The sequence below is a fragment of the Pseudomonas sichuanensis genome (assembly GCF_024749065.1).
Classification (GTDB): domain Bacteria; phylum Pseudomonadota; class Gammaproteobacteria; order Pseudomonadales; family Pseudomonadaceae; genus Aquipseudomonas; species Aquipseudomonas sichuanensis.
In genome coordinates this window covers 2,056,245-2,082,485 of sequence record NZ_CP087185.1, presented here as the reverse complement: position 1 = coordinate 2,082,485, position 26,241 = coordinate 2,056,245, and the positions used below count along the sequence as shown (strand labels likewise).

General features: G+C 64.3%; 23 protein-coding genes and 1 pseudogene. 14 read left to right on the top strand and 10 right to left on the bottom strand.

The annotated features are described in order from the left end of the window. Positions 1 to 65: 65 nt before the first annotated feature. The 6 genes from LOY51_RS09720 to LOY51_RS09695 all read left to right on the top strand — a co-directional run bounded on the left by LOY51_RS09720 (position 66) and on the right by LOY51_RS09695 (position 8,623). On the top strand, positions 66 to 848 hold the full coding sequence (locus tag LOY51_RS09720; RefSeq protein WP_125858110.1) for an ABC transporter substrate-binding protein: 783 nt from the start codon (positions 66 to 68) through the stop codon (positions 846 to 848). 97 nt (positions 849 to 945) lie between these two features. Continuing rightward, positions 946 to 1,653 carry an ABC transporter permease gene (locus LOY51_RS09715; RefSeq protein ID WP_125858109.1) on the top strand — a complete coding sequence of 236 codons (708 nt, stop codon included), beginning with the start codon at positions 946 to 948 and terminating at the stop codon, positions 1,651 to 1,653. Beyond that, on the top strand, positions 1,650 to 2,363 hold the full coding sequence (hisM, locus tag LOY51_RS09710; RefSeq protein ID WP_125463453.1) for a histidine ABC transporter permease HisM: 714 nt from the start codon (positions 1,650 to 1,652) through the stop codon (positions 2,361 to 2,363). Before LOY51_RS09715 ends, hisM begins: the two co-directional genes overlap by 4 nt. Before the next feature lie 4 nt (positions 2,364 to 2,367). After that, positions 2,368 to 3,180 (top strand): ABC transporter ATP-binding protein, encoded by an 813-nt coding sequence (locus LOY51_RS09705; protein ID WP_223811898.1) that lies wholly within the window; start codon positions 2,368 to 2,370, stop codon positions 3,178 to 3,180. Between the two features lie 13 nt (positions 3,181 to 3,193). Further along, on the top strand, positions 3,194 to 3,685 hold the full coding sequence (locus LOY51_RS09700; RefSeq protein ID WP_258645949.1) for an Lrp/AsnC family transcriptional regulator: 492 nt from the start codon (positions 3,194 to 3,196) through the stop codon (positions 3,683 to 3,685). Between the two features lie 93 nt (positions 3,686 to 3,778). Beyond that, positions 3,779 to 8,623, top strand: a complete 4,845-nt coding sequence (locus tag LOY51_RS09695; protein WP_258645947.1) for a dermonecrotic toxin domain-containing protein — start codon at positions 3,779 to 3,781, stop codon at positions 8,621 to 8,623. A gap of 3 nt (positions 8,624 to 8,626) precedes the next feature. Here LOY51_RS09695 and LOY51_RS09690 read toward each other — a convergent pair whose 3' ends face one another. The 3 genes and pseudogenes from LOY51_RS09690 to LOY51_RS27105 all read right to left on the bottom strand — a co-directional run. Then, positions 8,627 to 10,351: a putative bifunctional diguanylate cyclase/phosphodiesterase gene (locus tag LOY51_RS09690; protein ID WP_125463451.1), complete on the bottom strand. Its 1,725-nt coding sequence runs from the start codon at positions 10,349 to 10,351 to the stop codon at positions 8,627 to 8,629. 12 nt (positions 10,352 to 10,363) lie between these two features. Continuing rightward, positions 10,364 to 11,473, bottom strand: coding sequence for a methyl-accepting chemotaxis protein (locus tag LOY51_RS27345; protein WP_445081724.1), 1,110 nt, complete (start codon positions 11,471 to 11,473; stop codon positions 10,364 to 10,366). A 174-nt stretch (positions 11,474 to 11,647) separates the two neighbouring features. Then, a pseudogene (locus LOY51_RS27105) lies at positions 11,648 to 11,998 on the bottom strand (PAS domain-containing protein); the annotation flags it as partial. A gap of 206 nt (positions 11,999 to 12,204) precedes the next feature. On the opposite strand from LOY51_RS27105, the gene LOY51_RS09680 reads away from it, so the two are divergent. The 5 genes from LOY51_RS09680 (at position 12,205) to LOY51_RS09660 (ending at position 16,998) form a co-directional block, all read left to right on the top strand. Then, positions 12,205 to 12,519 (top strand): helix-turn-helix domain-containing protein, encoded by a 315-nt coding sequence (locus tag LOY51_RS09680; RefSeq protein ID WP_125858106.1) that lies wholly within the window; start codon positions 12,205 to 12,207, stop codon positions 12,517 to 12,519. A 209-nt stretch (positions 12,520 to 12,728) separates the two neighbouring features. Continuing rightward, positions 12,729 to 14,039 (top strand): C4-dicarboxylate transporter DctA, encoded by a 1,311-nt coding sequence (locus LOY51_RS09675; RefSeq protein WP_110994375.1) that lies wholly within the window; start codon positions 12,729 to 12,731, stop codon positions 14,037 to 14,039. Between the two features lie 70 nt (positions 14,040 to 14,109). Continuing rightward, a complete protein-coding gene (locus LOY51_RS09670; RefSeq protein ID WP_125463448.1) occupies positions 14,110 to 14,811 on the top strand; it encodes a FadR/GntR family transcriptional regulator in 702 nt (233 codons plus the stop codon). A gap of 15 nt (positions 14,812 to 14,826) precedes the next feature. Continuing rightward, positions 14,827 to 15,522, top strand: coding sequence for a GntR family transcriptional regulator (locus tag LOY51_RS09665; protein ID WP_258645940.1), 696 nt, complete (start codon positions 14,827 to 14,829; stop codon positions 15,520 to 15,522). A 435-nt stretch (positions 15,523 to 15,957) separates the two neighbouring features. Further along, positions 15,958 to 16,998 (top strand): hypothetical protein, encoded by a 1,041-nt coding sequence (locus tag LOY51_RS09660; protein ID WP_125858104.1) that lies wholly within the window; start codon positions 15,958 to 15,960, stop codon positions 16,996 to 16,998. 42 nt (positions 16,999 to 17,040) lie between these two features. Here the strand turns inward: LOY51_RS09660 and LOY51_RS09655 are convergent, their stop codons facing one another. Then, complete coding sequence (locus LOY51_RS09655; protein ID WP_258645937.1) at positions 17,041 to 17,475, bottom strand: PACE efflux transporter; 435 nt, start codon at positions 17,473 to 17,475, stop codon at positions 17,041 to 17,043. A 102-nt stretch (positions 17,476 to 17,577) separates the two neighbouring features. On the opposite strand from LOY51_RS09655, the gene LOY51_RS09650 reads away from it, so the two are divergent. Together LOY51_RS09650 and mcpA are read left to right on the top strand one after the other, a co-directional pair. Beyond that, positions 17,578 to 18,456: a LysR family transcriptional regulator gene (locus tag LOY51_RS09650; RefSeq protein WP_125463444.1), complete on the top strand. Its 879-nt coding sequence runs from the start codon at positions 17,578 to 17,580 to the stop codon at positions 18,454 to 18,456. A gap of 150 nt (positions 18,457 to 18,606) precedes the next feature. Next, positions 18,607 to 20,493: a methyl-accepting chemotaxis protein McpA gene (gene mcpA, locus LOY51_RS27340; RefSeq protein WP_110994381.1), complete on the top strand. Its 1,887-nt coding sequence runs from the start codon at positions 18,607 to 18,609 to the stop codon at positions 20,491 to 20,493. A gap of 548 nt (positions 20,494 to 21,041) precedes the next feature. Here mcpA and LOY51_RS09640 read toward each other — a convergent pair. From LOY51_RS09640 to LOY51_RS09615, 6 genes are all read right to left on the bottom strand, one after another. Next, complete coding sequence (locus LOY51_RS09640; RefSeq protein WP_258645934.1) at positions 21,042 to 21,329, bottom strand: hypothetical protein; 288 nt, start codon at positions 21,327 to 21,329, stop codon at positions 21,042 to 21,044. Continuing rightward, a complete protein-coding gene (locus tag LOY51_RS09635) occupies positions 21,326 to 22,042 on the bottom strand; it encodes a DUF4225 domain-containing protein (protein ID WP_258645931.1) in 717 nt (238 codons plus the stop codon). The genes LOY51_RS09640 and LOY51_RS09635 overlap by 4 nt, the downstream gene beginning before the upstream one ends. After that, the gene (locus LOY51_RS09630) at positions 22,039 to 22,524 is read right to left on the bottom strand and encodes an Hcp family type VI secretion system effector (RefSeq protein WP_258645930.1); all 486 of its coding nucleotides are present in this window, start codon (positions 22,522 to 22,524) and stop codon (positions 22,039 to 22,041) included. The genes LOY51_RS09635 and LOY51_RS09630 overlap by 4 nt, the downstream gene beginning before the upstream one ends. A 272-nt stretch (positions 22,525 to 22,796) precedes the next feature. Beyond that, entirely contained in the window at positions 22,797 to 23,861 is a 1,065-nt protein-coding gene (locus tag LOY51_RS09625; RefSeq protein WP_258645927.1) for a YkvI family membrane protein, read from the bottom strand. Positions 23,862 to 23,916: 55 nt separating this feature from the next. After that, positions 23,917 to 24,288 carry a RidA family protein gene (locus LOY51_RS09620; RefSeq protein WP_110994383.1) on the bottom strand — a complete coding sequence of 124 codons (372 nt, stop codon included), beginning with the start codon at positions 24,286 to 24,288 and terminating at the stop codon, positions 23,917 to 23,919. Beyond that, positions 24,278 to 25,438: an NAD(P)/FAD-dependent oxidoreductase gene (locus LOY51_RS09615; RefSeq protein WP_258645924.1), complete on the bottom strand. Its 1,161-nt coding sequence runs from the start codon at positions 25,436 to 25,438 to the stop codon at positions 24,278 to 24,280. The genes LOY51_RS09620 and LOY51_RS09615 overlap by 11 nt, the downstream gene beginning before the upstream one ends. Positions 25,439 to 25,551: 113 nt before the next feature. Between LOY51_RS09615 and LOY51_RS09610 the strand changes: the two genes are divergently transcribed. Then, positions 25,552 to 26,154, top strand: coding sequence for a helix-turn-helix domain-containing protein (locus LOY51_RS09610; protein ID WP_125463439.1), 603 nt, complete (start codon positions 25,552 to 25,554; stop codon positions 26,152 to 26,154). The last annotated feature ends 87 nt before the right edge of the window (positions 26,155 to 26,241 follow it).

Sequence of the window (26,241 nt, the reverse complement as noted above, 5' to 3'; positions counted from 1 at the left end):
CAGTTACAGAGCCACACGCTTGCACTGCCCCTACTTCCAATAACAACACCCAGGGACCTACACCTATGCTCACCCTACGAAAACGCCTCGGCGTGCTGCTGTTCTCGTTGTGCGCCACCACCGTTGCCCAGGCCAAGGAATGGACCGAAATCCGCTTTGGCGTCTACCCCGAATACCCGCCCTTCGAATCCGTCGCCGCCGATGGCAGCCTGCAAGGCTTCGACATCGAACTGGGCAACGCCATCTGCGAAAAGCTCCAGGTCAAGTGCACCTGGGTGCACAACGAATTCGACGGCATGATCCCCGCCCTGCGGGCGCGCAAGTTCGACGCCATCATGTCGTCGATGGCCGTCACCCCGGCCCGCCAGAAACAGATCGATTTCACCAACCGCCTGTTCCTCAGCCCCACCTCGGTGATCGTGCGCAAGTCCGCAGGCTTCGGCGACACCGTCGAATCGCTCAAGGGCAAGCAGGTCGGCGTGCTGCAAGGCTCGCTGCAGGAAGCCTATGCCCGCGCCGTGCTGGCACCGCTGGGCGCCCAGGTCAAGGCCTACCAGGCCCAGGACCAGAACTACGCCGACCTGATGAACGGCCGCCTCGACGCCACCGTCACCGACAAGCTCGAAGCCCAGCTCAACTTCCTCTCCAAGCCCGAGGGCGCCGACTTCAAGAGCGGCCCGGCGATCAAGGACCCGACCTTGCCGCTGGACATCGCCATGGGCCTGCGCAAGACCGACCCGGAGCTCAAGGCCCTGCTCGATAAAGGCATCGCCATGATCCACGCCGATGGCACCTACGCCGCGATCCAGAAGAAGTACGTCGGCGAGCTGGACATCTACAACGAGTGACCTACAGCGCTGATCGCGGGGCAAGCCCGCTCCCACGGGCTCACTACAACGTGGGAGCGGGCTTGCCCCGCGATGGCCTCCCCGCGAGATCCCTGTCATGAACGACTTCCTCTCCCACGGCCTGCAGGGCTTCGGCCCGTTGCTGGCCCAGGGCACCTGGATGACCCTCAAGCTGGCCCTGCTGTCGCTGGCCGTCAGCCTGCTGCTGGGCCTGATCGGTGCCAGCGCCAAGCTGTCGCGCTCCAAGCTGCTGCGCATCCCGGCCACCCTCTACACCACGCTGATCCGCAGCGTCCCTGACCTGGTGCTGATCCTGCTGATCTTCTACAGCATGCAGATCTGGCTTAACGACCTGACCGAGGCGCTGGGCTGGGACTACGTGGAGATCGACCCGTTCGGCGCCGGGGTGATCACCCTGGGCTTCATCTATGGTGCGTACTTCACCGAGAACTTCCGCGGCGCCATCCTCAGCGTGCCGGCCGGCCAGCTGGAAGCCGCCACCGCCTATGGCCTGAGCCGCGCGCAGCGGTTTCGGCTGGTGCTGTTCCCACAACTGATGCGCTTTGCTCTGCCGGGGCTGGGCAACAACTGGTTGGTGCTGCTCAAGTCCACCGCGCTGGTGTCGATCATCGGCCTGGCCGACCTGGTCAAGGCCGCGCAGAACGCCGGCAAGACCACCAACGACGTGCTGTTCTTCCTGTGCATCGCCGGGCTGGTCTACCTGGTCATCACCACCTTGTCCAACCAGCTGCTCAAACGCCTTGAGCGACGCTACAACATCGGCATCAGGGAGCTGGCGCGATGATCGAACTCCTTCAGCAATACGGCCCGGCCTACCTGTACAACGATGGCAACGGGTTTTCCGGGCTGACCATGACCCTGTGGCTGTTCGTGGTCAGCATGGTGCTGGGCCTGCTGCTCTCGCTGCCGCTGGCCCTGGCGCGTACCTCGCGGCATGTCTGGCTGCGCCTGCCGGTGCAGCTGTACACCTTCGTGTTCCGCGGCACGCCGCTCTATATCCAGCTGCTGATCTGCTACACAGGCCTCTACAGCCTGCAGGTGGTGCGCGAGCACATGCTGCTCGACCAGTTTTTCCGTAACGCGCTCAACTGCACGCTGCTGGCCTTCGTGCTCAACACCTGCGCCTACACCGTGGAAATCTTCGCTGGGGCCATCCGCAACCTGCCCGCCGGCGAGCTGGAAGCGGCCCAGGCCTATGGTTTGCGTGGTTGGAAACTCAACTTGTTCCTGGTGCTGCCGGCGGCCCTGCGCCGTTCACTGCCGGCCTACAGCAACGAACTGATCCTGATGCTGCACGCCACCTCCCTGGCCTTCACCGCCACCGTCGCCGACATCCTCAAGGTGGCCCGCGACGCCAACGCCGCGACATTCCTGACCTTCCAGGCCTTCGGCGTGGCCGCCCTGCTGTACATGCTGCTGTCCTTCGCCCTGGTCGGCCTGTTCCGACTGGCCGAGCGCCGCTGGATGCGCTTCCTTGACCCTGCCCGAGGCTGACCTGATGACCGCTACCGCACTGCCACTCACCCACTTCGCCCAGGCCCCGAGCAGCCATGCTCAGGCCGGCGCCATCAAGCTCAGCGTCGACGGCCTGCACAAGCACTACGGCGAGCACCAGGTGCTCAAGGGCGTATCGCTGCAAGCCCGCAAGGGCGACGTGATCAGCCTGATCGGCGCCAGCGGCTCGGGCAAGAGCACCTTCCTGCGCTGCATCAATTTCCTCGAAAAGCCCAACGCCGGCAGCATCACCCTCGACGGCCAGACCCTCGACCTGAGCAAGGGCACCCCGCCAGCGGCCCAGCTGCAGAACCTGCGCACACGCCTGGCCATGGTGTTCCAGCACTTCAACCTGTGGAGCCACCTGACGGTGCTGGAGAACATCTGCCTGGCGCCGCGCAAGGTGCTGGGCATCAGCGCCAGCGAAGCCGAGGCACGGGCGCGCAAGTACCTGGACAAGGTCGGCCTGCCGGCACGCGCCGCAGAGCAATACCCGGCGTTTCTGTCCGGTGGCCAACAGCAGCGCGTGGCCATCGCCCGCGCCTTGGCCATGGAGCCGGAAATCATCCTGTTCGACGAGCCCACCTCGGCGCTCGACCCCGAGCTGGTCGGCGAAGTGCTCAAGGTGATACAGACGCTCGCCGAGGAAGGACGTACCATGCTCATGGTCACCCACGAAATGGGCTTCGCCCGCCAGGTCTCGAGCCAGGTGCTGTTCCTGCACCAGGGCCTGGTCGAAGAGCACGGCAGCGCCGAAATCCTCGACCAGCCACAGAGCGAGCGCCTGCGGCAGTTCCTCTCCAATCGCCTGAAGTGAAGTCACGCCGTATATGGATACCAAGGCCACCACACCTGCCGCCGCACCGCTGGACCGCATCGATGAAGCCATCATCGACGTGCTGCGCCACCACGGACGGATCACCTACGAGAAACTCTCCACCCTCGTGCACCTGACCCCCAGGCCCTGCCTGGAACGGGTGCGCAAGCTGGAGCGGCGCGGGGTGATCCGCGGCTACGGGGCGATCATCGACCTGCAGCAGGTCTCCCCGGGCCTGTCGCTGCTGGTGCTGGTGGCCTTGTCCAACCAGAGCGGGCGCTCGGCCCAGCGCGCTTTCGAAGCCACCGTGCGGGCCTGCCCGCAGGTGTACGAATGCCAGCTGATCAGCGGCCACTTCGACTACAGCCTGCGCATGCGCTGCCGCGACATGGAGCATTACCGGGTGCTGACCGAGACCTGGATGAACAACGACGAGCTGCACATCGACAAGCTGGTCGCCCACCCGGAACTGGCGGCGGTCAAGAGCACCACACCGCAGCTGTAACCCGTAGCCGACGGCCAGGTAGCAACTATGTAACCCGGCCGATCGGCTTGCACTCACTACCCTCGCTGCTCCCTCAAGACTGGAGCAGCACCGATGACCCACTCCCCCCTCTCACCTCACCTCGCCTTCATCCATCACCGCCTGCCGCAGTGGATGGCAGGCGCCACCGCGGCCGAGCGCAAACAGCTCGAACGGCGCGTTCGCGCCAGCCACGCGGCGATGCGCCGTGTGCACCAAGCCCTGTCACCCGTGCAAGGCATCGAGGCATTCTGCCGTCCTTTGCTCGAAGAGGCGCTGTCACGCTGGTTCCCCGGGCGCGACTTGCCGAGCGTAGAGCAGGGCTGGGTCGGCCTGGGCAACCGTACATCGTCCTGGATGGAAGCGGCCCTGCAGAACTTCGATGCGAACACCCCCATCGAGCTGTACGCGTCCACCTCTAGCCTCAAGCGCTTCGGCAGGGACAACAACACCGTAACCAGCGACGCCCACACTTTCGTCAGCGGCGTGCGAAATCTCGACCTGGGCCAACGCTACCGCTATCACCTGCAAGACCACATCGACACCGCTGACTTTCGCGAGATACTGCGCCAGCACGACCGTGCTGCCTTCGCCGCCGAGCTGACTCAGGCGTCGCTGCAGGGGCATCTGCAGCCACACGCCGCGCTCATGGGCGAGACTGTCTACGCCGGCCTGGCAGACTCAGCCCGTCTTCAACTTCAGTGTGGATACCTGAGCGTGTTCGGCATTCCCTTGAACGGGCCGATGCTGATCCGTGACCAACCCAAGGACAAGATCGAAGCCTGCCTGCTGTACCTGCCGGGCCACCCCCACCATCCCCTGCGCCAATACCCTTCGCTGCAGGCTGCAGGCACCGCGCTCACGCAGTTGCTGCGCCAGCAGGACGAACGCGCCTTCTTCAGCCGCTACGTCAGCCATGTCGAACAGCCCCGTTTCGCTGCCCGCCTGCGCGCCACCCTCTATCCGCGCTACCCGTACGCCGAACTGCATCCGACACCCCCAGTGCTGGAGAAGGGCAAGCATTTCAGCTGGATCAAGCGCGCCTTCCCCGCCCCCACCGATCTATGGCAGGAAACCCTGGACCTCAACGCGCGCCTGGAACTGAGCTTCACCCCCTGGACCAAGGATGCGTTCGTCGAACGTGCCCGCACACAGGTCGAACAGCGCCTGGCCGACGCCGCGGCCATTGCCGTACCCGTGGCGCAGCGCGATGCCGCGGCCCAGCTGGCCCGCGTCGAGCAGTGGCTGGGCGTCGGGCTGAACGTGCTCAATGTCGCTGGCTTTTTCGTGCCTGCACTGGGCGAGCTGCTGCTGGTCATCGGCGGCGCCCAGATCGTCGATGAGTTTCTCGAAGGCGTGCACGCCGCCAACGAGGGCGATGCGGACGCCGCCATCGGTCATCTGTTCAGTGTGCTGGAAAACCTCGCGTTGTTCGCCGCCCTGGGCGCCGCCGGCCATTTCGCCGAACCTCACGGCGCACTGCACGACTGGTCCCGGATCGGCACGGGCGAGGCACAGAAGTTATGGCCTGGGGAGCTGACCCCCTTCGCTCGACCACGCCCCTGGCCGCAGGAGCAGGTAGCGGACAGCCGTGGCCTGTATCACTGGCAAGAGCACCTCTGGCTGGCGCGCGACGACATGGCAATCCCGCTTGAGCAGGCGAAAGACGGCAGCCTGAGGCTGGCGCCAGTCAAGGGGCTGCGTCACCCACCCAAACTGCTGGGCAACGGCCAGGGCACATGGCTACTTGAACATGATCGGCCGCTGGCGTGGCCAGACGAAACCTTGCTGGGCCGCCTGGGCCCCGCAACGGAAAAACTGGATGCCACCCGGCTCGAACAGGCTTTGCGCTGCAGCGGCTATGACAGCGCGACATTGCGTCGGACGTTGGTGGATCACCGGCCGATACCGGCGCTGCTGCTCGACAGCCTCGAAGCACTGGGCGGGCGCCCAGCCCTCGCCCCGGCCAAGCCATCACCAATGGCCCGCGTGGTGGCACGCGACTTCCCAGGGCTGAGCCACAACGCCCGCACAGAGATCGTCGCCCAGGCCAGCCCCACCGACCTGAAGCTGTTCCAACACACCGAACGGCTGCCGCTGACAGTGGCCGAGACTGCCCGTTTGTATCTGCGCGAAAGCCGAATCGGCAGAGCCCTGGCCCGCTTCCATCAAGACAGCGGCCCAGTCAATGATCGCGATACCCTGGTGTTCGCCATGCTCCCGCGCCTGCCCGGCTGGACCGGCAACCTGCGCATGGAGCTGCGCGCCGCCCTGCCCCAAGGTGACCTGATCGCAGCCGCCGGTGAGCCTGGCCACGCCACCAAGGTGCTGGTAAGAACCGAGCAAGGCTACAAACCCTACGACGAGCAGGGCAACGAACTGGCGGGCTACGAGGACCTGCACCGCGCCCTGCTGCACGCCATGCCCGACAGTGAGCGCAATGCGCTCGGCCTGCACATCCATGAAGGGCCCTCGCTGCGTGACCGGCTGTTCGAGCTGGCCACCAGCGACAGACGCCGAGCCGCCCTCGACCTTGGCATGACACCGGTACGCCCGCAGTACCGCCTGCCGAGCCGACTGCCGGGTGAACGGCGCATCGGCTACCGGCTCAGCGGTCGGGGCCGGGGCTGGTTGAACGAGGATGAGCTGTTCGACCAGCTCTACCCCGCTACGCCCGAGGGTGACCGGGAAATGCTGCGCCAACGCCTGCGTTATCAGGCGGGGCCACTACCAGGTGCGTTCGGGCGCCTGCTGGACCGCTTGCTGATGGAATATCGCCAGCTCGATACCGCGCTCCAGCGCTGGGTAGACGCCCCCGAGGGCTCGCCGGTCGGTGCGTTCGAGCAGCAGCGGGCGCTACGCGAAGCTGCTGCCCAGCGCATTCGCAGCGCATGGCGCCGGGAAAGCGCGCAAGGCCCCCACGACAACATCGATGACATCAACCTGGTGATCGATGGCACCGGGCTCACGAGCCTGCCCTCCCTCCCGGTACGCCTGCACTCAGTCCGCCTGCTGAACCTCAATGGCCTTGGCTCCGTGGACATGGCCGGCTTGAATACCTTCCTCGGCGCGTTTCCTCGCCTGCAACTCCTGGACCTGGCGGAAAACACCCTCGAGCAGTTACCCCAGGCCCTGGCCGAGATGGGTGAGCTGCAGGCACTGGATGTGTCGGAAAACAACATCGACCTGGACGCTGAGGCCAACCTGGCGCTGCTCGCCGGCATGGGGAACCTGCAACGCCTCAACCTTACCGACGGCATTCGCGGCCTGTCGGTGGCCACGCTTGAGCGCTTATCGGCGTTGCCATCATTGTCCTGGTTCCAGGCCGACCTCAACGAACTGGTGATGACCGCCGAACACTTTCAGGCCCTGCAGCGTTGGCCAGCCTTGCGCGGGCTGAGCCTGGGGCAGAACGCGATCGTGCTCGACGAGGCCGGACGCACCGCGCTTGCTGGCCTCGATCACCTGCAGATGCTGGTGCTCTATGAAAATCCCCTGGGCCTGGCCCCCGATCTCACTGGCTGGACGCAGCTGCAACAGTTGGACCTGGAATTGACCAATATCAGCCAATGGCCAATGGGGCTCGAAGCTCTGATGAACCAGGAGCCGCTGGAGCTGCGCCACCTGGACCTGAGCGCCAACGAACTGATCGATGCACCTGACCTACTGCACACGGCCTACGCTCGCGCGGTACGCGAAAGCCATCCGGGCATCGCCTACGCCTTAAATGGCAACCCCTTCAGCGACGTGGCCCTTGGCAACCTCGTCGACGCAGGCTTCAACGTTACCGCGCCAATCGGCCAGGGCCACCTATGGGCGGCCGACTGGCCCGAAGAACTTCAGTCGCATATCAACAGCACCGCCCAGGACCCGCAGTGGCAGCCACTCTACGAACTGCTGCAACGGCTGCCCGACACCCTGGACTTCCAGAACGCGCCCGTCGCCATGACCCAGCGCATGCAGCGTGTGTTGCAACTGCTGGCGACGGACGAAGCCGGCGCCGTGGAGGGCGGCTGGGGACGGGCGCAGGTCCAGCAGCAGATCATCGACCTGCTCAATGACGCCACCGAGGAGTGCGTGGACCAGGCCATCGTGCTGTTCCAGCAGGTCGAGACCGAGGTGACGGTGTGGCAGACCGTCAGCCATGCCACGGCGACCGATGCCGATGAACAGGTAGCGGTACGCAGCACCCAGGCACTGTTGCGCCAACGCCTGCTGGACGAGCGTATCGGTGCCCTCTATCAGGCTCGGCTGGCTCGGCGCCGCGCCATCAGGGCGGACGACTACCAACCAACGCAAAACCCCGCCCCGGCCTTGCACGGCGACGATGACATCGACGATGCCGAACTGACCAGCGACCATCCCGACGAACTGGAAATGGCCCTGATGGCGCGCATCCAGTTACGGCAAAGGCTGCACCTGCCGCCGCAACCGCAGACCATGCGTTTCCCGCAGATGGCCCACCTCAGCGAGGCGACCCTGCAGCGGCTGGCTGATGCCGTGCGGGCCGGCAGCGACTCGACGACGCTGGTCGAGTGGTCGGTCAGCCAGCCGTTCTGGCAGCGATGGGTACGGCGCCTGCGTCCGCAAGCCTTCGAAGCGCTCGCCGAACACTGGGCGGGGGCTGGCGAATACTTCGACAGCCTCAGCGAGCCCGCCCCCGACGCCGGCGCCTACACCGGGCCAGCGGTGCCCTCGCGCTACATCGATGCACTGGAAAACCAACCGGGCCATGTCCAGGGGCCCACCTGGCGCCGCGATGGCGTGGTGCAGCGCGTCGACCTGGTATCGGGCCATTACCAAAACGAAAGCGCGCTGTACCATCGCGCGGCCGAACTGCTGCTCGACACCCGCAAGGCCGACGAGGCGGCATTGCTGCGCGAGCTGACCGAAGTCATGGTCAACACCTACTCCGACTGACCCTTACCGGCACGGCGGATCGCATTGCGCCTGCTGGCCGTCGTCGGCCGCCCACTGGGGCGGCTGACGATAGCCCGACACCCATCCCGTTACGGCGTCCCCCGGCATGGGCCGGGCGATGCCGTAGCCCTGGGCCAGCTCGCAACCCAGCGCCATCAGCGCACATCCGTGCTCCACACTTTCCACACCCTCGGCCACCACCTCGCGGCCAAAGGCCCGGGCCAGACCGATCACCGCAGTGGTCAGCGCCAGGTCGTCATGATCATGGAGGATGTCGCGTACGAAGGACCTGTCGATCTTGATGGTCTGCGCCGGCAGGCGCTTGAGGTAGCTCAGCGAGGAAAAGCCGGTACCGAAGTCATCCAGTGAAAAGCTCACCCCGAGCGCGCGGCAGGCGTCAAGGCAGCGGCCCACGCGGGCCAGGTTGTCGATCGCCACCGACTCGACGATTTCCAGGTCCAGCCGCGCAGGCGGTACCCCCGGATGACGCGCCAGCAACTGGGCCAGGCGTTCGGTAAAGTCACCGCGCTGCAACTGCCGGGCGGCGATATTGACGCTGACGGACCAGTCACATCCGCTCAAGCGCCACTGCTGCAATTGACTCAAGGCCTGGTCGATGACCCATTCGCCCAACTCGACGATCAGGTCGGTCTGCTCCACCAGCGGCAGGAAATCCCCTGGGGGCACCGGCCCTTTGGAGGGATGCAGCCAGCGCAGCAGCGCCTCGAAACCCATCACCTGGCCACTGCGCATGTTCACCTTGGGCTGGTAGTACAAGCACAACTCACCTTCACGCAGGGCCCGACGCACCCGCGCCACGGTCTGGTGAGTGGCCTTGAGCTCTTGCTCCTGGGACACGTCGAACAGGTGATAGCGGTTGCGCCCGCGCTGCTTGGCCACATACATGGCCTGGTCGGCATGACGCACCAGGGTGTCGGTGTCTTCGTCGTCCTGGGGGTACAGGGTCACGCCGATGCTGGCGCTGAGGCTCAGCGAGTGCTCACGGACCGCATAGGGCGCGGCCAGCGCCTTCAGCACCCGCTGCAAGGCCGCCTGCAACTGCTGAGGCCCCTCGACATAACGCAGGATCAGCACGAATTCGTCACCGGACAGCCGCGCCACCGCATCGCCGCCCCGCAGGATGCCCTGCAGGCGCTTGGCGACCTGCACCAGCAGCAGGTCGCCGACGGCATGGCCGTAACCATCGTTGACCGCCTTGAAACCGTCCAGGTCGAGCATGCATACCGCCAGCGGCACATCCTCGCGCCGGGAAAACGCCAACGCCTGGTTGAGCAGGTCGGAAAGGTAGGCGCGGTTCGGCAGGCCGGTCAGTACGTCATGCCCGACCCGCCACTGCAGCGTGTGCAGCAACTGGCGCTTCTCGGTGACGTCGAAGCGGATCGACACGTACTTGCGGACCTTGCCGGTGTGCGGGTCGATCAGCGGCACCATGGTGCTGTCGACCCAGTACAGCGATCCGTCCTTGGCCCGGTTGCAGATTTCGCCCTTCCACACCCGGCCGGCCGCCAGGGCCCGCCACATGTCGAGGAAGAAGCTCGGCTCATGCAGGCCGGAATTGAGGATGCGGTGGTTGGCCCCCAGCAGTTCCTCGCGGCTGTAGCCGGAAATGCTGCAGAACTGCTGGTTGACGTAAGTGATCCGACCCTGCAGGTCGGTCTCGGAAAAGATCGCAGCCGCATCCACGGCTGCGCGATAGTTGTCGTCCATAACCTTGGCAACCTAGCGGTTGAAGCGCTCCACCAGGGCGCGCAATCCGGCGCACACCTGTTCCAGTTCGGCACCGCGCGAAGCGGCGGCGTTGGCGTGACGAGCACTTTGCTGAACTGTGCCGGCCACCCCGTTGATCTGCCGCGAGACATCCTCGGCCACTGCCGACTGCTCCTGTGAAGCCGCCGCCATCTGCTGGCTCATATCACTGATGCGCGATACGGCCTGGCGGATACCCTGCAAGGCCTGTTGGGCCTGGGCGACCTGGGTCACGCCCTGGCCTGCGCCGTCGATGCCCAGGCTGGCGATGCTCACCGCCTGCTCGGCACCGCTGCGCAGGGTGTCGATGATCGTCTGGATATGCAGGGTGGACTGGCGGGTCTTGTCGGCCAGCGCGCGCACCTCGTCGGCCACCACCGCAAAGCCACGCCCCTGTTCGCCGGCGCGGGCCGCCTCGATGGCGGCATTGAGCGCCAGCAGGTTGGTCTGCTCGGCGATGGCGCGGATCATCCCGGCGGCCTCGGCGATGGCACCGGTCTGACCGGCCAGGTCATTGACCGCCTGGTTGATCTGCCCGACCGTGTCGGCCAACCCGCGAATTGCGGCGCCCGTGGCATCGGCGACCTGGCTGCCCTGCTCGGCCAACAGGTGCGCGGTGTGCGCCTCTTGCGCCGTCAGTTGCACATGGCCGGCCACTTCGCCAATGGAGGCGGCCATCTCGGTCATGGCCGTGGCAGTGAGGTCGGTTTCGGCGCGCTGTTCGAGCAGCGCCGACTCGGTACCGCGCGACAACCGCCCGGCATCCTGCGCGGCGTCGGCCATCTGCGTGGCAAGGTCGCTGAGGCGGGTAAGCGCGGTTTTCAGGCGCGCCTCTTCGCTGATCAGGATCAGCTCCAGCTGCCCGGCGGCACCGGCCTGGTCGCTGTAGGTCAGCGCCACCAACGGGTCGCTGAAGGTGTTGCCGGCGCCCTCGGCGATCCCCCGCAGATAGCGGCGCATGCGGCTTTGGGCCCAGACGCCGACACCGGCGAACAACGCCAGGGTCAGTGCCTGGGCCGGCAGGCCCGGCCACAGCTGGTTGGCACCGATGGCCAGCGCGCCGGCGAGCAATGGCACGGCCATGGCACGCTGCAGCAACGCCAGGCGCCGTGCGGGCGACAAGGCAGCCTTGCCCGCCCGCAACCGGGCATACAGCGCCTCGGCCCGGGCTACCTGCTCACGGCTGGGGCGCACGCGCACCGATTCGTAGCCGATCACCTGGCCGTTCTCCAGAATCGGCGTGACATAGGCACTGACCCAGTAGAAATTGCCGTTCTTGCAGCGGTTCTTGACGATACCCATCCAGCTCTGGCCGGCCTTGAGGTATTGCCACATCAGCTCGAACACCGCCTCGGGCATGTCGGGGTGGCGCACCAGGTTGTGCGGGCTGCCGATCAGCTCGGCCTGGCTATAGCCGCTGATGGCGGCGAACTCGGCGTTGCAGTAAGTGATCAGGCTGGCCGTGTCGGTGGCCGAAATGAGCCGCTGGTGTTCGGGGAAGCTTTGCTCGACCGGGTTGACCGGGAGGTTCAGACGCACGATGCAACTCCATTCGCGAACGGCCCGACGAGCGACCAGACGGGATGTCGGGGCATCGGAACGGTTCATCCTGGATCAGCTCAAAGTACCCAACAGCAGCGTGTCGCGGTCCGAAAGGGCCCGTTTCCCCCTGGAGGGATACTTGAATGACTGATCAGTCAAAGCTGGCGATTCTACGAATTCCATCACATTTTGCAAATAAAGGTGATGAATCATGGCGTTGCGTTGAGCGAATAGATATCGTTAAGTGCTTGATTCTAAATGGGAATTGAGCGATGACGAGTTCTGGCCTCGGTCCTGCCCTGCGCCGCTACCGCAAACTGGCGGGCTTCACGCAAGCGCAACTGGGCGAACTGACCGGTTTCGACCCCAAGACCATAAGCCGCTTCGAAACCGGCACTTACACCCCCAGCATCGAGGCCTTGAGCGGCTTTGCCGATGTACTGGGGGTGAGACTCAAAACCTTTTTCGCCGAGCCGGACGACGAAGAAGAGCAGCGCGCCTACCTGTTCCGTGCCATCCACAGAGCGCCCCCCAAGGACCTGGGCAAGTTGATCGTCGCCATCGATCAGGTCCTCGCAAAGCCCTGAAATTCCCCCGCGCACCGCAGCAGAGCAGAGTCGACAGCACTGCACCACAACTGGTCAGACCGGTATGGCCAAAAAATCTTGCAATCAGGCAAATTTAGGCGTTACATGACCCTCGCAGTGAACAAACCGGTAAGACCACAATAATTAAGTCCTGCACTCTTTCGCTCCGTGTGGCTGGGGGGCAAGGACACCGACCCGAGATCCCTCCCATGCTCAAATGGTGTTCGCGTTCGATCTTCCTCCAGGTTGTGCTCGGCCTCGCCCTAGGCGTTGCCTGTGGCCTGAGCTTCCCCGACCTGTCCCTGCAACTCAAACCCCTGGGTGACGGCTTCATCAAGCTGATCAAGATGCTCATCGGCCTGATCGTGTTCTGCGTGGTGGTCAGCGGTATTTCCGGCGCCGGCGACCTGAAGAAGGTCGGGCGCATCGGCCTCAAATCAGTCATCTACTTCGAAGTGCTGACCACCCTGGCCCTGGTGATCGGCCTGGTATTCGCCTTCACCAGCGGTATCGGCAGCGGCGCCAACATCCACCTCGACCAGCTCTCCAGTGCCGATGCCGGCGCCCTGGCCGACCGTGGCGCGCATATCCACAGCACCACCACCTTCCTGATGGACCTGATCCCCACCTCGGTGGTGGGCGCCTTCGCCGACAACAACATCCTCCAGGTGCTGTTGTTCTCGGTGCTGTTCGGCAGCGCGTTGAACCTGGTGGGTGAATCGGCCTCGGGCATCTCGCGGCTGATCAACGAGCTGAGCCATGTGATCTTCCGCATCATGGGCATGATCGTGCGCCTGGCGCCGATCGGTGTGTTCGGTGCCATCGCCTTCACCACCAGCAAATATGGCCTGAGCTCGCTGCAGCACCTGGGCGGCCTGGTGGCGCTGTTCTACCTGACCTGCGCCGGCTTCGTGCTGATTGTCCTGGGTACCGTGATGCGCCTGTCGGGGCTGCGCCTGCTGCCCTTCATCAAATACCTGCGTGAGGAATTGAGCATCGTACTGGGCACCGCCTCCTCCGATGCCGTGCTGCCACAGGTGATGCGCAAGCTCGAGCACTTAGGGATAGGCAGCTCCACCGTCGGCCTGGTGATCCCCACTGGCTACTCGTTCAACCTCGACGGCTTCTCCATCTACCTGACCCTGGCCATCGTGTTCATCGCCAACGCCACCGGCACGCCGCTGGCCATGAGCGACCTGCTGACCATCCTGTTGGTGTCGCTGGTGACTTCCAAGGGTGCCCACGGCATCCCAGGCTCGGCCTTGGTGATTCTCGCCGCCACCCTGACCGCGGTACCGGCGATCCCGGTGGTGGGCCTGGTGCTGGTGCTGGCGGTGGACTGGTTCATGGGCATCGGCCGGGCGCTGACCAACCTCATCGGCAACTGCGTCGCCACCGTGGCCATCGCCCGCTGGGAGAAGGACATCGATCTGGACCGCGCCCACAACGTGCTGGCCAACAAGCCTGGCTTCGCTCACGCCCCCCGCAAGCAGGGCCAACCCCATCAACAGGAATTCTAAGCCTGAACCGGCCGGCGCCCAGCGCCGGTCGGCCAAACGCAAAAATGCAGCGCCTCTCAAGGAGCGAACCGTGATCAGCTCTTCAACCGTAGTCACATCAGTGGTGGAGAAACTCCGCCAGGCCCTGGCCCGAGGCCAGTGGCGCAGCGGCGACATGCTGCCCGGCCAGCGTGAGCTGGCCGAGCAACTGGGGATCAGCCGCCCCAGCCTGCGCGAAGCCGTCATCGTCCTGGAAACCCTGGGCCTGGTGCGCTCGATGCCCGGCAAGGGCGTGCTGGTACTGGACGCCGACGCCGCGCAGGCGCAAAGCCCGGAAGCCGTTGCCGCAGCCAGCCTGGCCGACGTGCTGGAACTGCGCTACACCCTCGAACCCTTCATTGCCGGGCTGGTGGCGCAATCGGCCGGCAGCCAGGACATTGGCCAGCTGCGCCTGAACCTCATGGACATGCGCGAAGCACTCGACGCCGGCGACAGCGAAGCGGGCGTCAACGCCTACATCGCCTTCCACGAGGCGCTGTTCGCCCTGACCACCAACCCGATCTTCCAGAGCGTGGTGCAGCAGACCGGCAATGCCCTCAAAGAGAGCGCCGAGATGCTGCGCAAATCGCCCGAACACCTGGCCGCGCGCCTGAGCGAAAACGAAGCGGTGGTGCGTGCCATCCGCGAACGCAACAGCGCCCTGGCCAGCCTGCAGATGCGCCGGCACATCCTCGCCGAGGGCGAGCGCATGGGCATCGCCCTGAACATCCCGGACGACCACCCAGGCACCTGAAACAGGAGAGCGACCATGACCACCTGCGCCCACGCCGCCCCGCACCTGCCTGCCCTGCTGGGTGCCGGCGAAACCCGCCTGTCGGCGGAGCAGATCTACCCCCGGCTGTTCGACGCCATTCTCGAACAGCGCCTGCCACCGGGCAGCGCCTTGCCCGAGCAGGCCCTGGGCAACGCCTTCGGGGTCAGCCGTACGGTGATCCGTCGGGTGCTCGGGCGCCTGTCCGACCAGCAGGTGATCGTGCAACGCCCCAGCCACACCGCGCACCTGGCCGCCCCCGACCCCGAGCAGGCGCGCCAGGTGCTCAGCGCCCGACGCCTGGCCGAGACCACGCTGATCGGCCTGGCCACCCAGCGCGCGCGCCCGGCGCAGATCCGCCAGCTGCGCCAGCTGGTTGAACGCGAACGCCAGCACCATGAGCAGGGCGAACGCTGCACGGCGATCCGCCTGGGTGGCGAGTTCCACATGAAGCTGGCGCAGATGGCCGCCAACGCACCGCTGGCGCGATTTCTCAACGGGCTGGTGCCGATGACCTCGCTGATCATCGCCCGCTATGAGTCGCCCTGCTGCGAGCACTGCGCCTGGCAGGAGCACGCGGCGATCATCGATGCGGTGGAGAGCGGCGACAGCGGCGCGGCGCTGGCGTTGATGCATGAGCATCTGGATCACCTGGAAGCCAAGCTTGATCTGGGACGGGGGGATTTGGTGTAAAGGCCACCAGGTGCTCGCCGGTATTTTTGCAGCGCTCTTGAGATCGAGCGCCGCCCGCGCGGCGCATCGCTGGCAAGCCAGCTCCCACATCTGTTTCGGGCCAGTTACTCCTGTGACTACATCGCTGTACGCCTTGTTGGCCCGACTCGATTTCGAAGTGGGCGCTGAAGGCCCTGCGCTTGACTCGAGACATGCACCAAGGCGGGCAGCGGTACCTCCACAGGCATAACTGGCCCGAAACAAATGTGGGAGCTGGCTTGCCAGCGATGCGCCGCGCGGGCGGCGCTCGATCTCATAGGCGCTGCAAGACTGTCGCCCTGCATCTGGCCACCCACCTGCAATCCCAAGACAGCATGTCGCCCCCCACCAAACAGACCGCTTAAGCGCCCTATACTCGAAAAACCATCCAAGCCTCTACCCAAGGAGGCAGCCCGCGTGAAGCCGCTCGCCCTACTTTTGCCTGCCTGCTTCATCCTGGCCCTGGCCGGCTGCGCCGGCAAACGCCCCCCTGCCCCGCCGCCACCGCAAAACCTGCCCCCCGCCGTCTGGCAACGCATCGACCAGGACATCATCGAAGCCTCTGCCGCCGCCGCAGGCTCGGCCAACGACTACGCCCGACGCTCGATGCGGGTGTGGAAGGAACAGGTGCAGCAACGCACCGAAAACGACTTCATCCCCTGGTTCACCGGCTACTGGACCCAGCAATGGCTCACGCTCAAGGTGGCCTGGTACAAGATCAACAACGGCAATGGCAACGAGCCGCCCGAAAAGCGCCTTGGCCTGTACTTGCAGGAGCAGTACCACCAGCGGGTGATCGACCCGGTGGCCGAACAGATCAACCCCGAAGGCATCCGCGACCGTGCCAGCGAACTGTATCTACAGCTGCTGGGCCAGCAGCTGCCGGCGATCATCCAGCGCTACAACGCTCCGCCCGAGCAGTTCAGCCAGCGCCTGAACCATATCCCGGCCATCGCCCTCGGCCCGCCCGATGCGCGCAACGCCACGCTCTATCAGTTGCTCAGGGCCAAGTCGCTGGAACAGCAGCCGGCCTGGCAGTCGCTGCGCCAGCAGCTGCATCAACAGGCCTCCAAGGCGCCGGGGCAAACCGATGCGAGGCTGTCATCAGTGGCCACCCAGGCCAGCGAAAAACTCGGCGCCAGCCTCGCCCCGCGCGGGGCGGCCAGCGCCATCGCCGCCGCGGTGGGCAAGGCGGCGGGGGCCATGATTTCGGTGGTGGTGACCGGCTACGGCATGCTCTCCCATGACCGCGAGCAGCCGCAGATGATCGAGCAGTTGCGGGTGATCCTCAACGTGGCGCTGAACGAGGAATGGCAGGAACTGATGGAGAATCGCCAGAGCGGGGCCATGGCGGGTGTTTACTATCTGTCCGGGCAGGTGGAAGACAGCCTGCTCGCCAACCGGGTGCCAGTGCAGGAGCAGCAGCAGGCGCCGCTGCTGATTCGCTTGCCGCCTTGAGTTGGTCGGTTGTGAGTGCCGACGATGGGGCCAACGCGGATTTCAGGCCGGCACTGGCGCCATGGCCGACGTCGGCAAGCCGAAGATCCGATCGAACGCCCAGTTGTAGGCGAAGGTGTAGCACGGCACCAGGATGATGAACGCCAGGTCCACCACCAGCGCTTCCAGCAAGCTCATGTCCAGCCACCAGGCGATCAGCGGAATCAGGTACACCACCAGGGTCAGCTGGAAACCGATGGCATGCGCCACCCGCCGCGCCAGGCTGCGCCCGCGTGTCGCCTGGCGGCTCTCCCACCACTCGAACAGGCTGTTGTAGATCAAGTTCCAGGCCATGGCGATGGTGGTGATCATCACCGCCAACGGGCCGGTATGCGAGGCCTGGGTGTCGGACAGATAGGCCAGGCCCAGGGTCGACATGCACAGGCCGATCAATTCATAGAAGGTCACGTAGACCAGTTTGCGTTTGAGTCCTTGCACGGGGTTACCTTTACCGCTGGTTTGTCGAAGGCGGGCAAGGATGCTTCAACGGCCTTGACAGAAAAAGTCAGCACCTTTCAGATTTACTGAAAGGAGACTGCCATGAATTTTTCCAGCGATACCATCCTGCTGTTTCTCGCCGTGCTCGATCACGGTTCGTTTTCCGCCGCTGCCCGTGCGCTAGGCCGCGTTCCATCGGCTGTGAGCATGGCCATCGGCAACCTTGAAGCCGAGCTGGGCTACAGCCTGTTCGAGCGTGGCTCGCGCGAGGCGCGCCCCACCGCCCAGGCCCAGGCCCTGGAGCCCCACGCGCGGCTGATCGCCGAGCAACTAGGGCTGCTGAGCGTGCACGCCCTGGAGCTGTCGCGCGGGTTGGAAAGCAGCCTGGCCATCGCGGTGGTCCCGGACATCGACCAGCGCCCGCTGCTCGCGGCCATCGCCCGCCTGGGCGAGCGCTATCCACTGCTCGATATCGAGCTGCTGGCCGCGCCACAGGAAGACGCCCTGCAACTGCTCGACAGCGCCAGGGTCAGCCTGTGCCTGGCCTTTGCCGGGTTGCAGGTCGACCCACGGCGCAGCTTCCAGCACATCGCCATGGAATCGCTGGTGGCCACCCTGTCACCGCAACACCCTGCCTATGTCGAGGGCCGCATTCGTGACCTCGAAGACCTGGTGCACCTGCGCCAGATCCTGGTGCGCAGCCGCGACCTGCCGCTGGCCGACCCACGCTCATTGATTGGCACCTCGCACTGGCGCACCGACAGCCTCGACCTGGCCGTGCAGATGGTCGAGGCGGGCCTGGGCTGGGGCGACCTGCCGTTGTCGCGGGTCGCGCCGCTGGTCAGGGCCGGGCGCCTGGTACGCCTGGACTTTCGCAATACCCGCAACGCCCTGGAACTGCCGGTGCACGCGTTCTGGCTCAAGCAGCAGCCCATGGGCCAGGCGGCCAGGGCACTGGTGGCGCTGCTGGCCTCGAAATGATTTGCAAGCACTTGAGGGCATAGCAGCCAACATCTGCGACATTTAGTCTTTCAACATTTTGCGCAAACGGCCGATACCTCGGAAACAGGCCCCGCCCCTCGTGCCACAAGCATGCGGCGCCCTTCCTTCCCAGAATCAAGGTCTCGAAACATGAACCTGAAATTCCGCCACAAGATCCTGCTCAGTGCCTGCGGCGTCGTCGTCCTGGCATTCGCGTTGTTTACCCTCTACAACGACTACCTGCAGCGCAATACCATCCGCCAGAACATCGAATCATCGGTGCGCCAGGCCGGTCTGCAGACCGCCAGCAGCGTGCAGAACTGGATGAGCGGGCGCATCCTGGTGCTGGAAAACCTGGCCCAGGACATCGCCCAGCAAGGCGCCGGCAGCAACGTACCTGGGCTGGTCGACCAGCCGTCGTACACCAGCAACTTCCAGTTCACCTACTTCGGCCAGAACACCGGGCTGTTCACCCAGCGCCCTGACGCGAAGATGCCCGACGGCTACGACCCGCGCCAACGCCCGTGGTACACCCAGGCGGTCAGCGCCAACCAAACCCTGCTGACGCCGCCCTACCAGGCGTCGGTCGGCGGCCTGGTGGTGACCATCGCCATCCCGGTCAAGGCAAAATCCAACGGCGAACTGCTGGGCGTGGTCGGCGGCGACTTGAGCCTGAACACCCTGGTCGAGATCATCAACGCCGTGGACTTCGGCGGCATCGGGCATGCGTTCCTGGTCGACCGTGATGGCCAGGTCATCGTCAGCCCGGACAAAGATCGGGTGATGAAGAACCTCAAGGACATCTACCCCGGCAGCCCCCTGCGCGTCGAACCCGGCATGCAGGACGTGAGCCTCGACGGCAAGGACCGCATCATCTCCTTCGCCCCGGTTCAAGGTTTGCCGTCGGCGCAGTGGTACATCGGCCTGTCGATCGACAAGGACAAGGCCTACGCCCCGCTGAGCCAGTTCCGCACCTCGGCGATCATCGCCATGCTCATCGCCGTCGCCGCCATCGCCGGCCTGCTTGGCCTGCTGATCCCGGTGCTGATGCGCCCGCTGACCACCATGGGCCGTGCCATGCAGGACATCGCCGAAGGCGAAGGCGACCTGACCCGCCGCCTGGCCGTGGAAAACAAGGACGAGTTCGGCGAACTGGCTACAGCCTTCAACCGCTTCGTCGAGCGGATCCATGCCTCGATCAGCGAAGTGTCCTCGGCCACCCGCCTGGTGCATGACCTGTCGGAAAAAGTGGTGGGCGCCTCCAACGCCTCGCTGAGCGGCTCCGAAGAGCAGAGCATGCGCACCAACAGCGTCGCCGCAGCGATCAACGAGCTGGGCGCCGCCACCCAGGAGATCGCCCGCAATGCCGCCGACGCCTCGCAACACGCCAGCGGCGCCAGCGAACAGGCCCACGGCGGCCGTGCGGTGGTGGAAGAAGCGATCAGCGCGATGACCGCCCTGTCGCTGCGCATCAGCGAATCCTGCGAGCAGATCGAAACGCTCAATGCCAGCACCGACGAGATCGGCAAGATCCTCGACGTGATCAAGGGCATCTCCCAGCAAACCAACCTGCTGGCGCTCAATGCCGCCATCGAGGCCGCCCGTGCCGGTGAGGCCGGGCGTGGCTTTGCCGTGGTCGCCGACGAAGTGCGCAACCTGGCACACCGCACCCAGGAATCGGCGGAAGAGATCCACCGCATGATCACCAGCCTGCAGGTGGGCTCGCGCGAAGCGGTGCACACCATGAACACCAGCCAGGTCTCCAGCGAAGAGACCGTGCAGGTGGCCAACCAGGCCGGCGAGCGCCTGGCCAGCGTGACCCAGCGCATCGGCGAGATCGACGGCATGAACCAGTCGGTGGCCACCGCCACCGAAGAGCAGACCGCCGTGGTCGAGAGCCTCAACCTGGACATCACCCAGATCAACGCGCTGAACCAGCAAGGGGTGGAAAACCTCAACGAAACCCTGCGCCACTGCGACGCCCTGAGCCAGCAGGCCGGACGCCTGAAGCAACTGGTGGGCAGTTTCCGCATCTGATGTGATGCCTATCGCGGGGCAAGCCCGCTCCCACGCGTTTGTGGGGGCGGGATTGGCCCGTGATAGCACCCGACCGGCGCTGATTGCGGATTGCCACAACATTCCTTGACCCAACCCCAACGCTCGGGCGCCTTACTCTACCACTTGCGCCCACTTCCGTCGGGACGAGCTTGTTCGTGAATTAGCCTAGGCCAATTTTCAGAACCCGCCTGAGACAGGCTATATAAACCAAGTGTGAAACAAAATCATAGCAACACTTATGGTCGTCACGACATTTAGCTCCCACCCAAAGCTATCACCATAGTCAAACGAGTAATTAATAAAGCCCGAACCGCCAATCAGCCTCAAATAAACAACCATCATCACTATGCTGAATAGCGTCATTATAGTTGCCAACGTCCCCCCCGCGGAGCAAAATCCTGGCAAAGCAAAGGGTGAACAAGACATCTAGCCCAATGAAAAACAGCAAACCTGTCATAGTCACTTACTTTGCCCCTTACACATCAAAATTGCGATGAGCGCATTAGCTGCAGTCTCAGTCCACAACACTATCTATAGCGTGAAGAAACAGACCAACCATGAAACATTACCATGACAAAAACCCCAACACTGATAAAAATCAAATCACGGAAGAAATTATCTCCATGTTCGATTTTCACAAAAAACACGTCATCGCTCTTTAAAAGCGTGATGTAGAAACCTCCCACCAGAACCGCATGAATATAGGCCAGCACCACAAGGAACACTCCACTTTTCACGGAGCAAAAATAGCGCCTGATCAGCAACGTAGTTGGCACATCTACGACGATGATCAGGAAAAACTCAAACACACTCATTTTTTGTGTTCTTTATTAAACTGATATGCCGTAGCACCGGTTGTAGCTGTTTCTACAACACCCGCAGCCGTGCTCATCTGTCGTATCGCAGCCTCTTTATCAACGGAGTAATACTTGTAGAGCCTCCATGCATCCGCTTTAAGAACTGGCCGAAACAGAGCGCCCACCGACAGAGCCGCATCGCTGGCCAAGTAAGCTAACGTACCCTCCCGTTCGGTATAGCCCAAAATCTTAGAGGCTTCACGATAGCCTTTCTTAACCGGCCCCTCTATATCGTCACGACCTTCATACAACCCCCTGGCACTCTCATATAAATTGTTTCCTCCGTGTGCAATCATTGGAGCCCCCAAGGTTGCGCACAGCAACCCAAGCGACCCATAACAAATACCGGCACCGGTAATGACCTGACCTGTTCCGCCAACAACTCCAATCGCTTGCATAGAGATGCGTTCGGACTGAGCTTTCAGCCTATCTCTCTCATTCCTCAGCTCAATGAGCGCATCCTCGGCACTGGATTTTCGATGGTATACATCGTCCAAAACCCGCCGCGCGTAATAAGCCAACTCCCGATTGAACTGCATCCGCAACCGCCGATCACGCAGGTGTTTAGCGCTGACCCCACAGCCATAGCTGATCAACCGAGACGCCGCCGCATTCACCTCCCAATACGCCTCATCCAGCCGCTCACCATTTTCTTCGTCGCGCTGGCTCATGGCTGCTCACCCCAGCTGGCGTACCCGGTGGTACCGGCGGCGTGATGAATCCAGCTGATAGTCCGATAGCTGATCAGCAGCCGCTCCTCGGCGTCCTGGTCGGTCAAGAGCACCGCATGAGGCACATCCATTTCCTGGCTGACGATCACCGCGCCCTCCAGCCTCACGGAGAAGTACTTCTCCCGATGACCTGCCGGATGAATGCGGTACAGCTGGATATCGCAGTCGAGCACTTCCCGGCTGTCCACGGCTTGGGCCAGCAAGGGCGTGGACTTGTCGATGAGCTTGTTGACCATAACGGGCTGGTGGGTGCCGCGCTGGGTGTTGTCCAGGTTGGAAATGCCGTGGCTGAACGACATCACCGTGATCTCGTCCTGGTGCGCGACCTGGCACCTGTTGCCGATGGACGCCTGGGTATTGCAGCCTGACGAAATCAGACCTTGCCGCTTGCCGGTAATACTCATGTATCCGTTGAAAGCCATGGCTGCACTCCTTGTAGAGAAAGGATCGCAGCCTACGAAAACACTCAGGGCGTGTATGCCGGGCGCGTCTGAATTATTCGGCCTTCGTGGAACGCTCTGTTTACTGAGCCTGATTGCTACGGGTGATTGACCATGGCCGAACAGGTTTGCGCATCTGATGTGATGCCTACCGCGGGTCAAGCCCGCTCCCACGCCTCTGGAGCAACTGTCTTGCTTGCCATTCAAACAGCTGCGCTATCCCTGTGGGAGCGGGCTTGCCCCGCGATGGCCCTTCACGCCACCGCCGCGCTCCTGCTCTTGCCGCGTTTCACCCACCCCACCAGTACCGCCGCCATCAGCACCAACCCCAGGTAGCCGAACAGCGGATACACCTGCCCCACCAGGCTGATGAAGCCCACCAGACTGCAGACGAACCCCACCACTCCCGCCACCACCGCCCCACCGCGGAACTTCGCCGTGCCCGCCGGCAGCAGCCGCGAGAGGAACGAGAACAGGGTGCCCACCGCTGTGTTGACGATCATCCCGAAGATGATCAGGCACATCACCAGCCCCAGCAGCGGTGACAGCTCGTTGGCGATCGACAGCATCGGCATGGGCAGCTCGGCGACGCTGTCCAGGCGCGACAGCATGCCGGCACTCATCACCAGCATCAGCCCGCCCAGGGCTGCGCCGCCGAGCAAGCCACCGACCACCGCGCTGCGGCGGCTGCTCGCCGAACCACCGAGGATCGCCAGGATGGGCGCGCCGGCCACGATGTTGTAGGACACATACAGGAACGCCCCCAGCAGCCAATGGCTGGCACCGGGCTGCTGCTGGCTGGCCAGCTGGTCGAGGGCGGCAAAGCTCTGGTCGCGGGTAAACACTGCGTACAGCGCGATGGCCGAGGCCACCAGGATCAGCAAGGGGGTGATCGCGCCAATGGCGACCATCACCTTCTGCACATCCAGGCAGACGATGGCCACCACCAGCACCGTGACCAGCACGCAGCCCGCCAGGGCTGGCACGCCGAACTGCTGCTCCAGCAATGCCCCGCCCCCGGCGAGCATGACCACCGTTACGCCGAACATGAAGAAGGTGATCATCCAGTCGACCAGCAGGCCCAGGTGTCGGCCGCAAATGGCCTGGATCACCTGCTTGTGCGACGTCGCCTGCAGGCGGTTGCCCAGCCCTGCCAGGGCCATGCCGAGGAAGGTGAACAGGGCGGCGCTGACCAGCGCCCCGACCATGCCCCAGATGCCGAAATCGACGAAGAACAACAGCAGTTCCCGCCCGGACGCAAAGCCCGCCCCCACGATCACGCCGACGAAAGCGCCAGCGATTTTCAGCTGCTCTTGCATGTGCACCTCTGGTTTTTATTGTTGTGTGTTGGTGAGGCCGCCAATCGGTGCGGCCCTAGCCGACATATGCCTGTACCTCGATTTCCACATCCACCCCCAGCGCCAACGCCGAAGCCACGGTGGAACGCACCGGCAGCGCCGCGCCGAAGAACTCCTTGTACACCTCGTTGAAACCGGCGAAATGGCCCATGTCCGACAGCCATACGGTGGCCTTCACCACTTGGTCGAGCCGTGCACCGCAGGCCGCCAGGCTTTCCTGAATACGCTCACAGGCGGCGCGGGTCTGGGCCTGGATATCGCCCTTCACCACCTCGCCGGCAGGGCTCATCGGGATCTGCCCGGAAAGGAACAGGAAACCACCCGCCTTTACCGCGCGGGAAAACGGAAACGGCAGGCTGCTGGGAAAACGCTGAATGTCATTGCTCATGGCAATCTCCTTTGATGGTTGAGTTGAAACGTGCCGGGGACAGCCGCGCAGGCTCGACCCCTTGCTGGGTAAGGCTTGAGCACAACGGCAGGCCTTGCAACAGGTCCGCCGCCAGCCGCGAGGCCCCGGCCGCGGACTGGATACCGTAGCCGCCCTGGGCGGCCAGCCAGAAGAACGCCGGTTGCTGCGGATCGAAGCCGATCACCAGGTCGCCGTCGGCGACGAACGAGCGCAAGCCTGCCCAGCTGTGGCTGGGCCGACGTATCTCGAGGGTGGTGATGGCTTCGATGTTGAAGATGCCCAGGGCCAGGTCGAGTTCCTCGGGCGCGGCGTCCTGAGGCTCGACCGGGTCGGCGTTGGCCGGTGACCCCAATAATTGGCCGGCATCGGGCTTGAAATAGAAGCTTTCATCGACACCGATCACTGCAGGCCAGCGGGCGAAATCGTGCTGCGCCGGGCCCGGGAAGGTGAACGCGCTGCGCCGGCAGGGTTGCAGGCCGATGGTATCGACCCCGCAAAGCCCGGCCACACGGTCGGCCCAGGCGCCGGCGGCATTGACCAGTTGCCGTGCCTGCAACTGGCTGCCGTCTCCCAGTTCGACCTGCCAGAGGCCGCTCACATACTGGGCCCGAACCAGTTCGGCGTTGCAGCGCAACTCACCACCGGCCTGGCGGAACCCGCGCAGAAAACCTTGGTGCAGGGCGTGCACGTCGAGGTCCATGGCACCGGTTTCGTGCACCGCCCCGGCCAGCAGCTCGCCACGCAAGCTGGGCACCAGGGCCACCGCCGCGTCGGCATCGAGCAAGCTGACGGAGGTGCCGTTGGCCAGGTTCTGGGCGTAGGTGGCGTCGAGAAGGTCGCGCTGTTCGTGGCTGGCGACGTAAAGGCAGCCGCGCGGTTCCAGCAATCCATGCTCGCAGAAGCCAGTCGGCGGCTGCTCGTAGAACGCCCGGCTGGCGCGGGTCAGGGCCTGGATCTGCGGGGTGCCGTAGGCCTCCATGAACATGGCCGCCGAACGCCCGGTGGCGTGGTAGCCCGGCTGCGCCTCGCGCTCGAGCATCAGTACCCGCTGCTGCCCGGCCAGGCGGTAACCCAGTGAGGCACCGGCAATGCCGGCACCGATGATCAGGGTGTCATGGATCTGTGTCATCTACGCTCCCGCCGCATGAATTATCATTTGTGAGAATTCTAATATATGAGAATTTCGGATTGCGCAAGCGTCCAAGGTAAGATGCCCGGCCCACTGCCTGTTCGAGAGCCCTGATGCCTGACGCCACCGCTGCCCGCCCCCTGCTTGACCGCGACGAAGTCGGCGCGCGCCTGCGCCAGGTGCGCAAGGCACGGCAGATGACGCTCAAGCAGCTGTCCGAACTCAGCGGGGTGCCGGTGTCGACACTGTCGAAGATGGAGTTGGCGCAGGTGTCGGTGAGCTACGAGAAACTGGCCGCCGCCGCACGCGCCCTGAACCTCGACATCGCCCAGCTGTTTCGCGCCAGCGGCCCGGCGAGCGCACCGCAGCCCGCCACCGTGGTGGTCGATTCACTGGCCGAGGTGGCCGGCTACTCCACCGGCACCTACGACTACTACCCGATTGCCGGTGCCTTCCCGGAGCGGCGCATGACCCCGGCTTATGCCCGCATCATTGCCCGAGAACGCGGGCAGTTCGACGATTTTATCCGCCACCCGGGGCAAGAGTTCGCCATGGTGCTCAGCGGGCGCGTGCGTATCGAGTTCGAGACCGGCGAGGCAGTGAGCATCGGCCCGCAGCAAACCGCCTACTTCGACAGCCAGGTGGGGCATATCTACCTGTCGGAAAGCGAGGATGGCGGGGATGCGCAGGTGATGGTGGTGATGACGGATCGTTAACCGGTACTCAGCTGAAGATCCTGTGGGAGCGGGTTCACCCGCGAAGCAGCCAACGCGTTGCATGACACCGGCTGCGCCGGTGTTCGC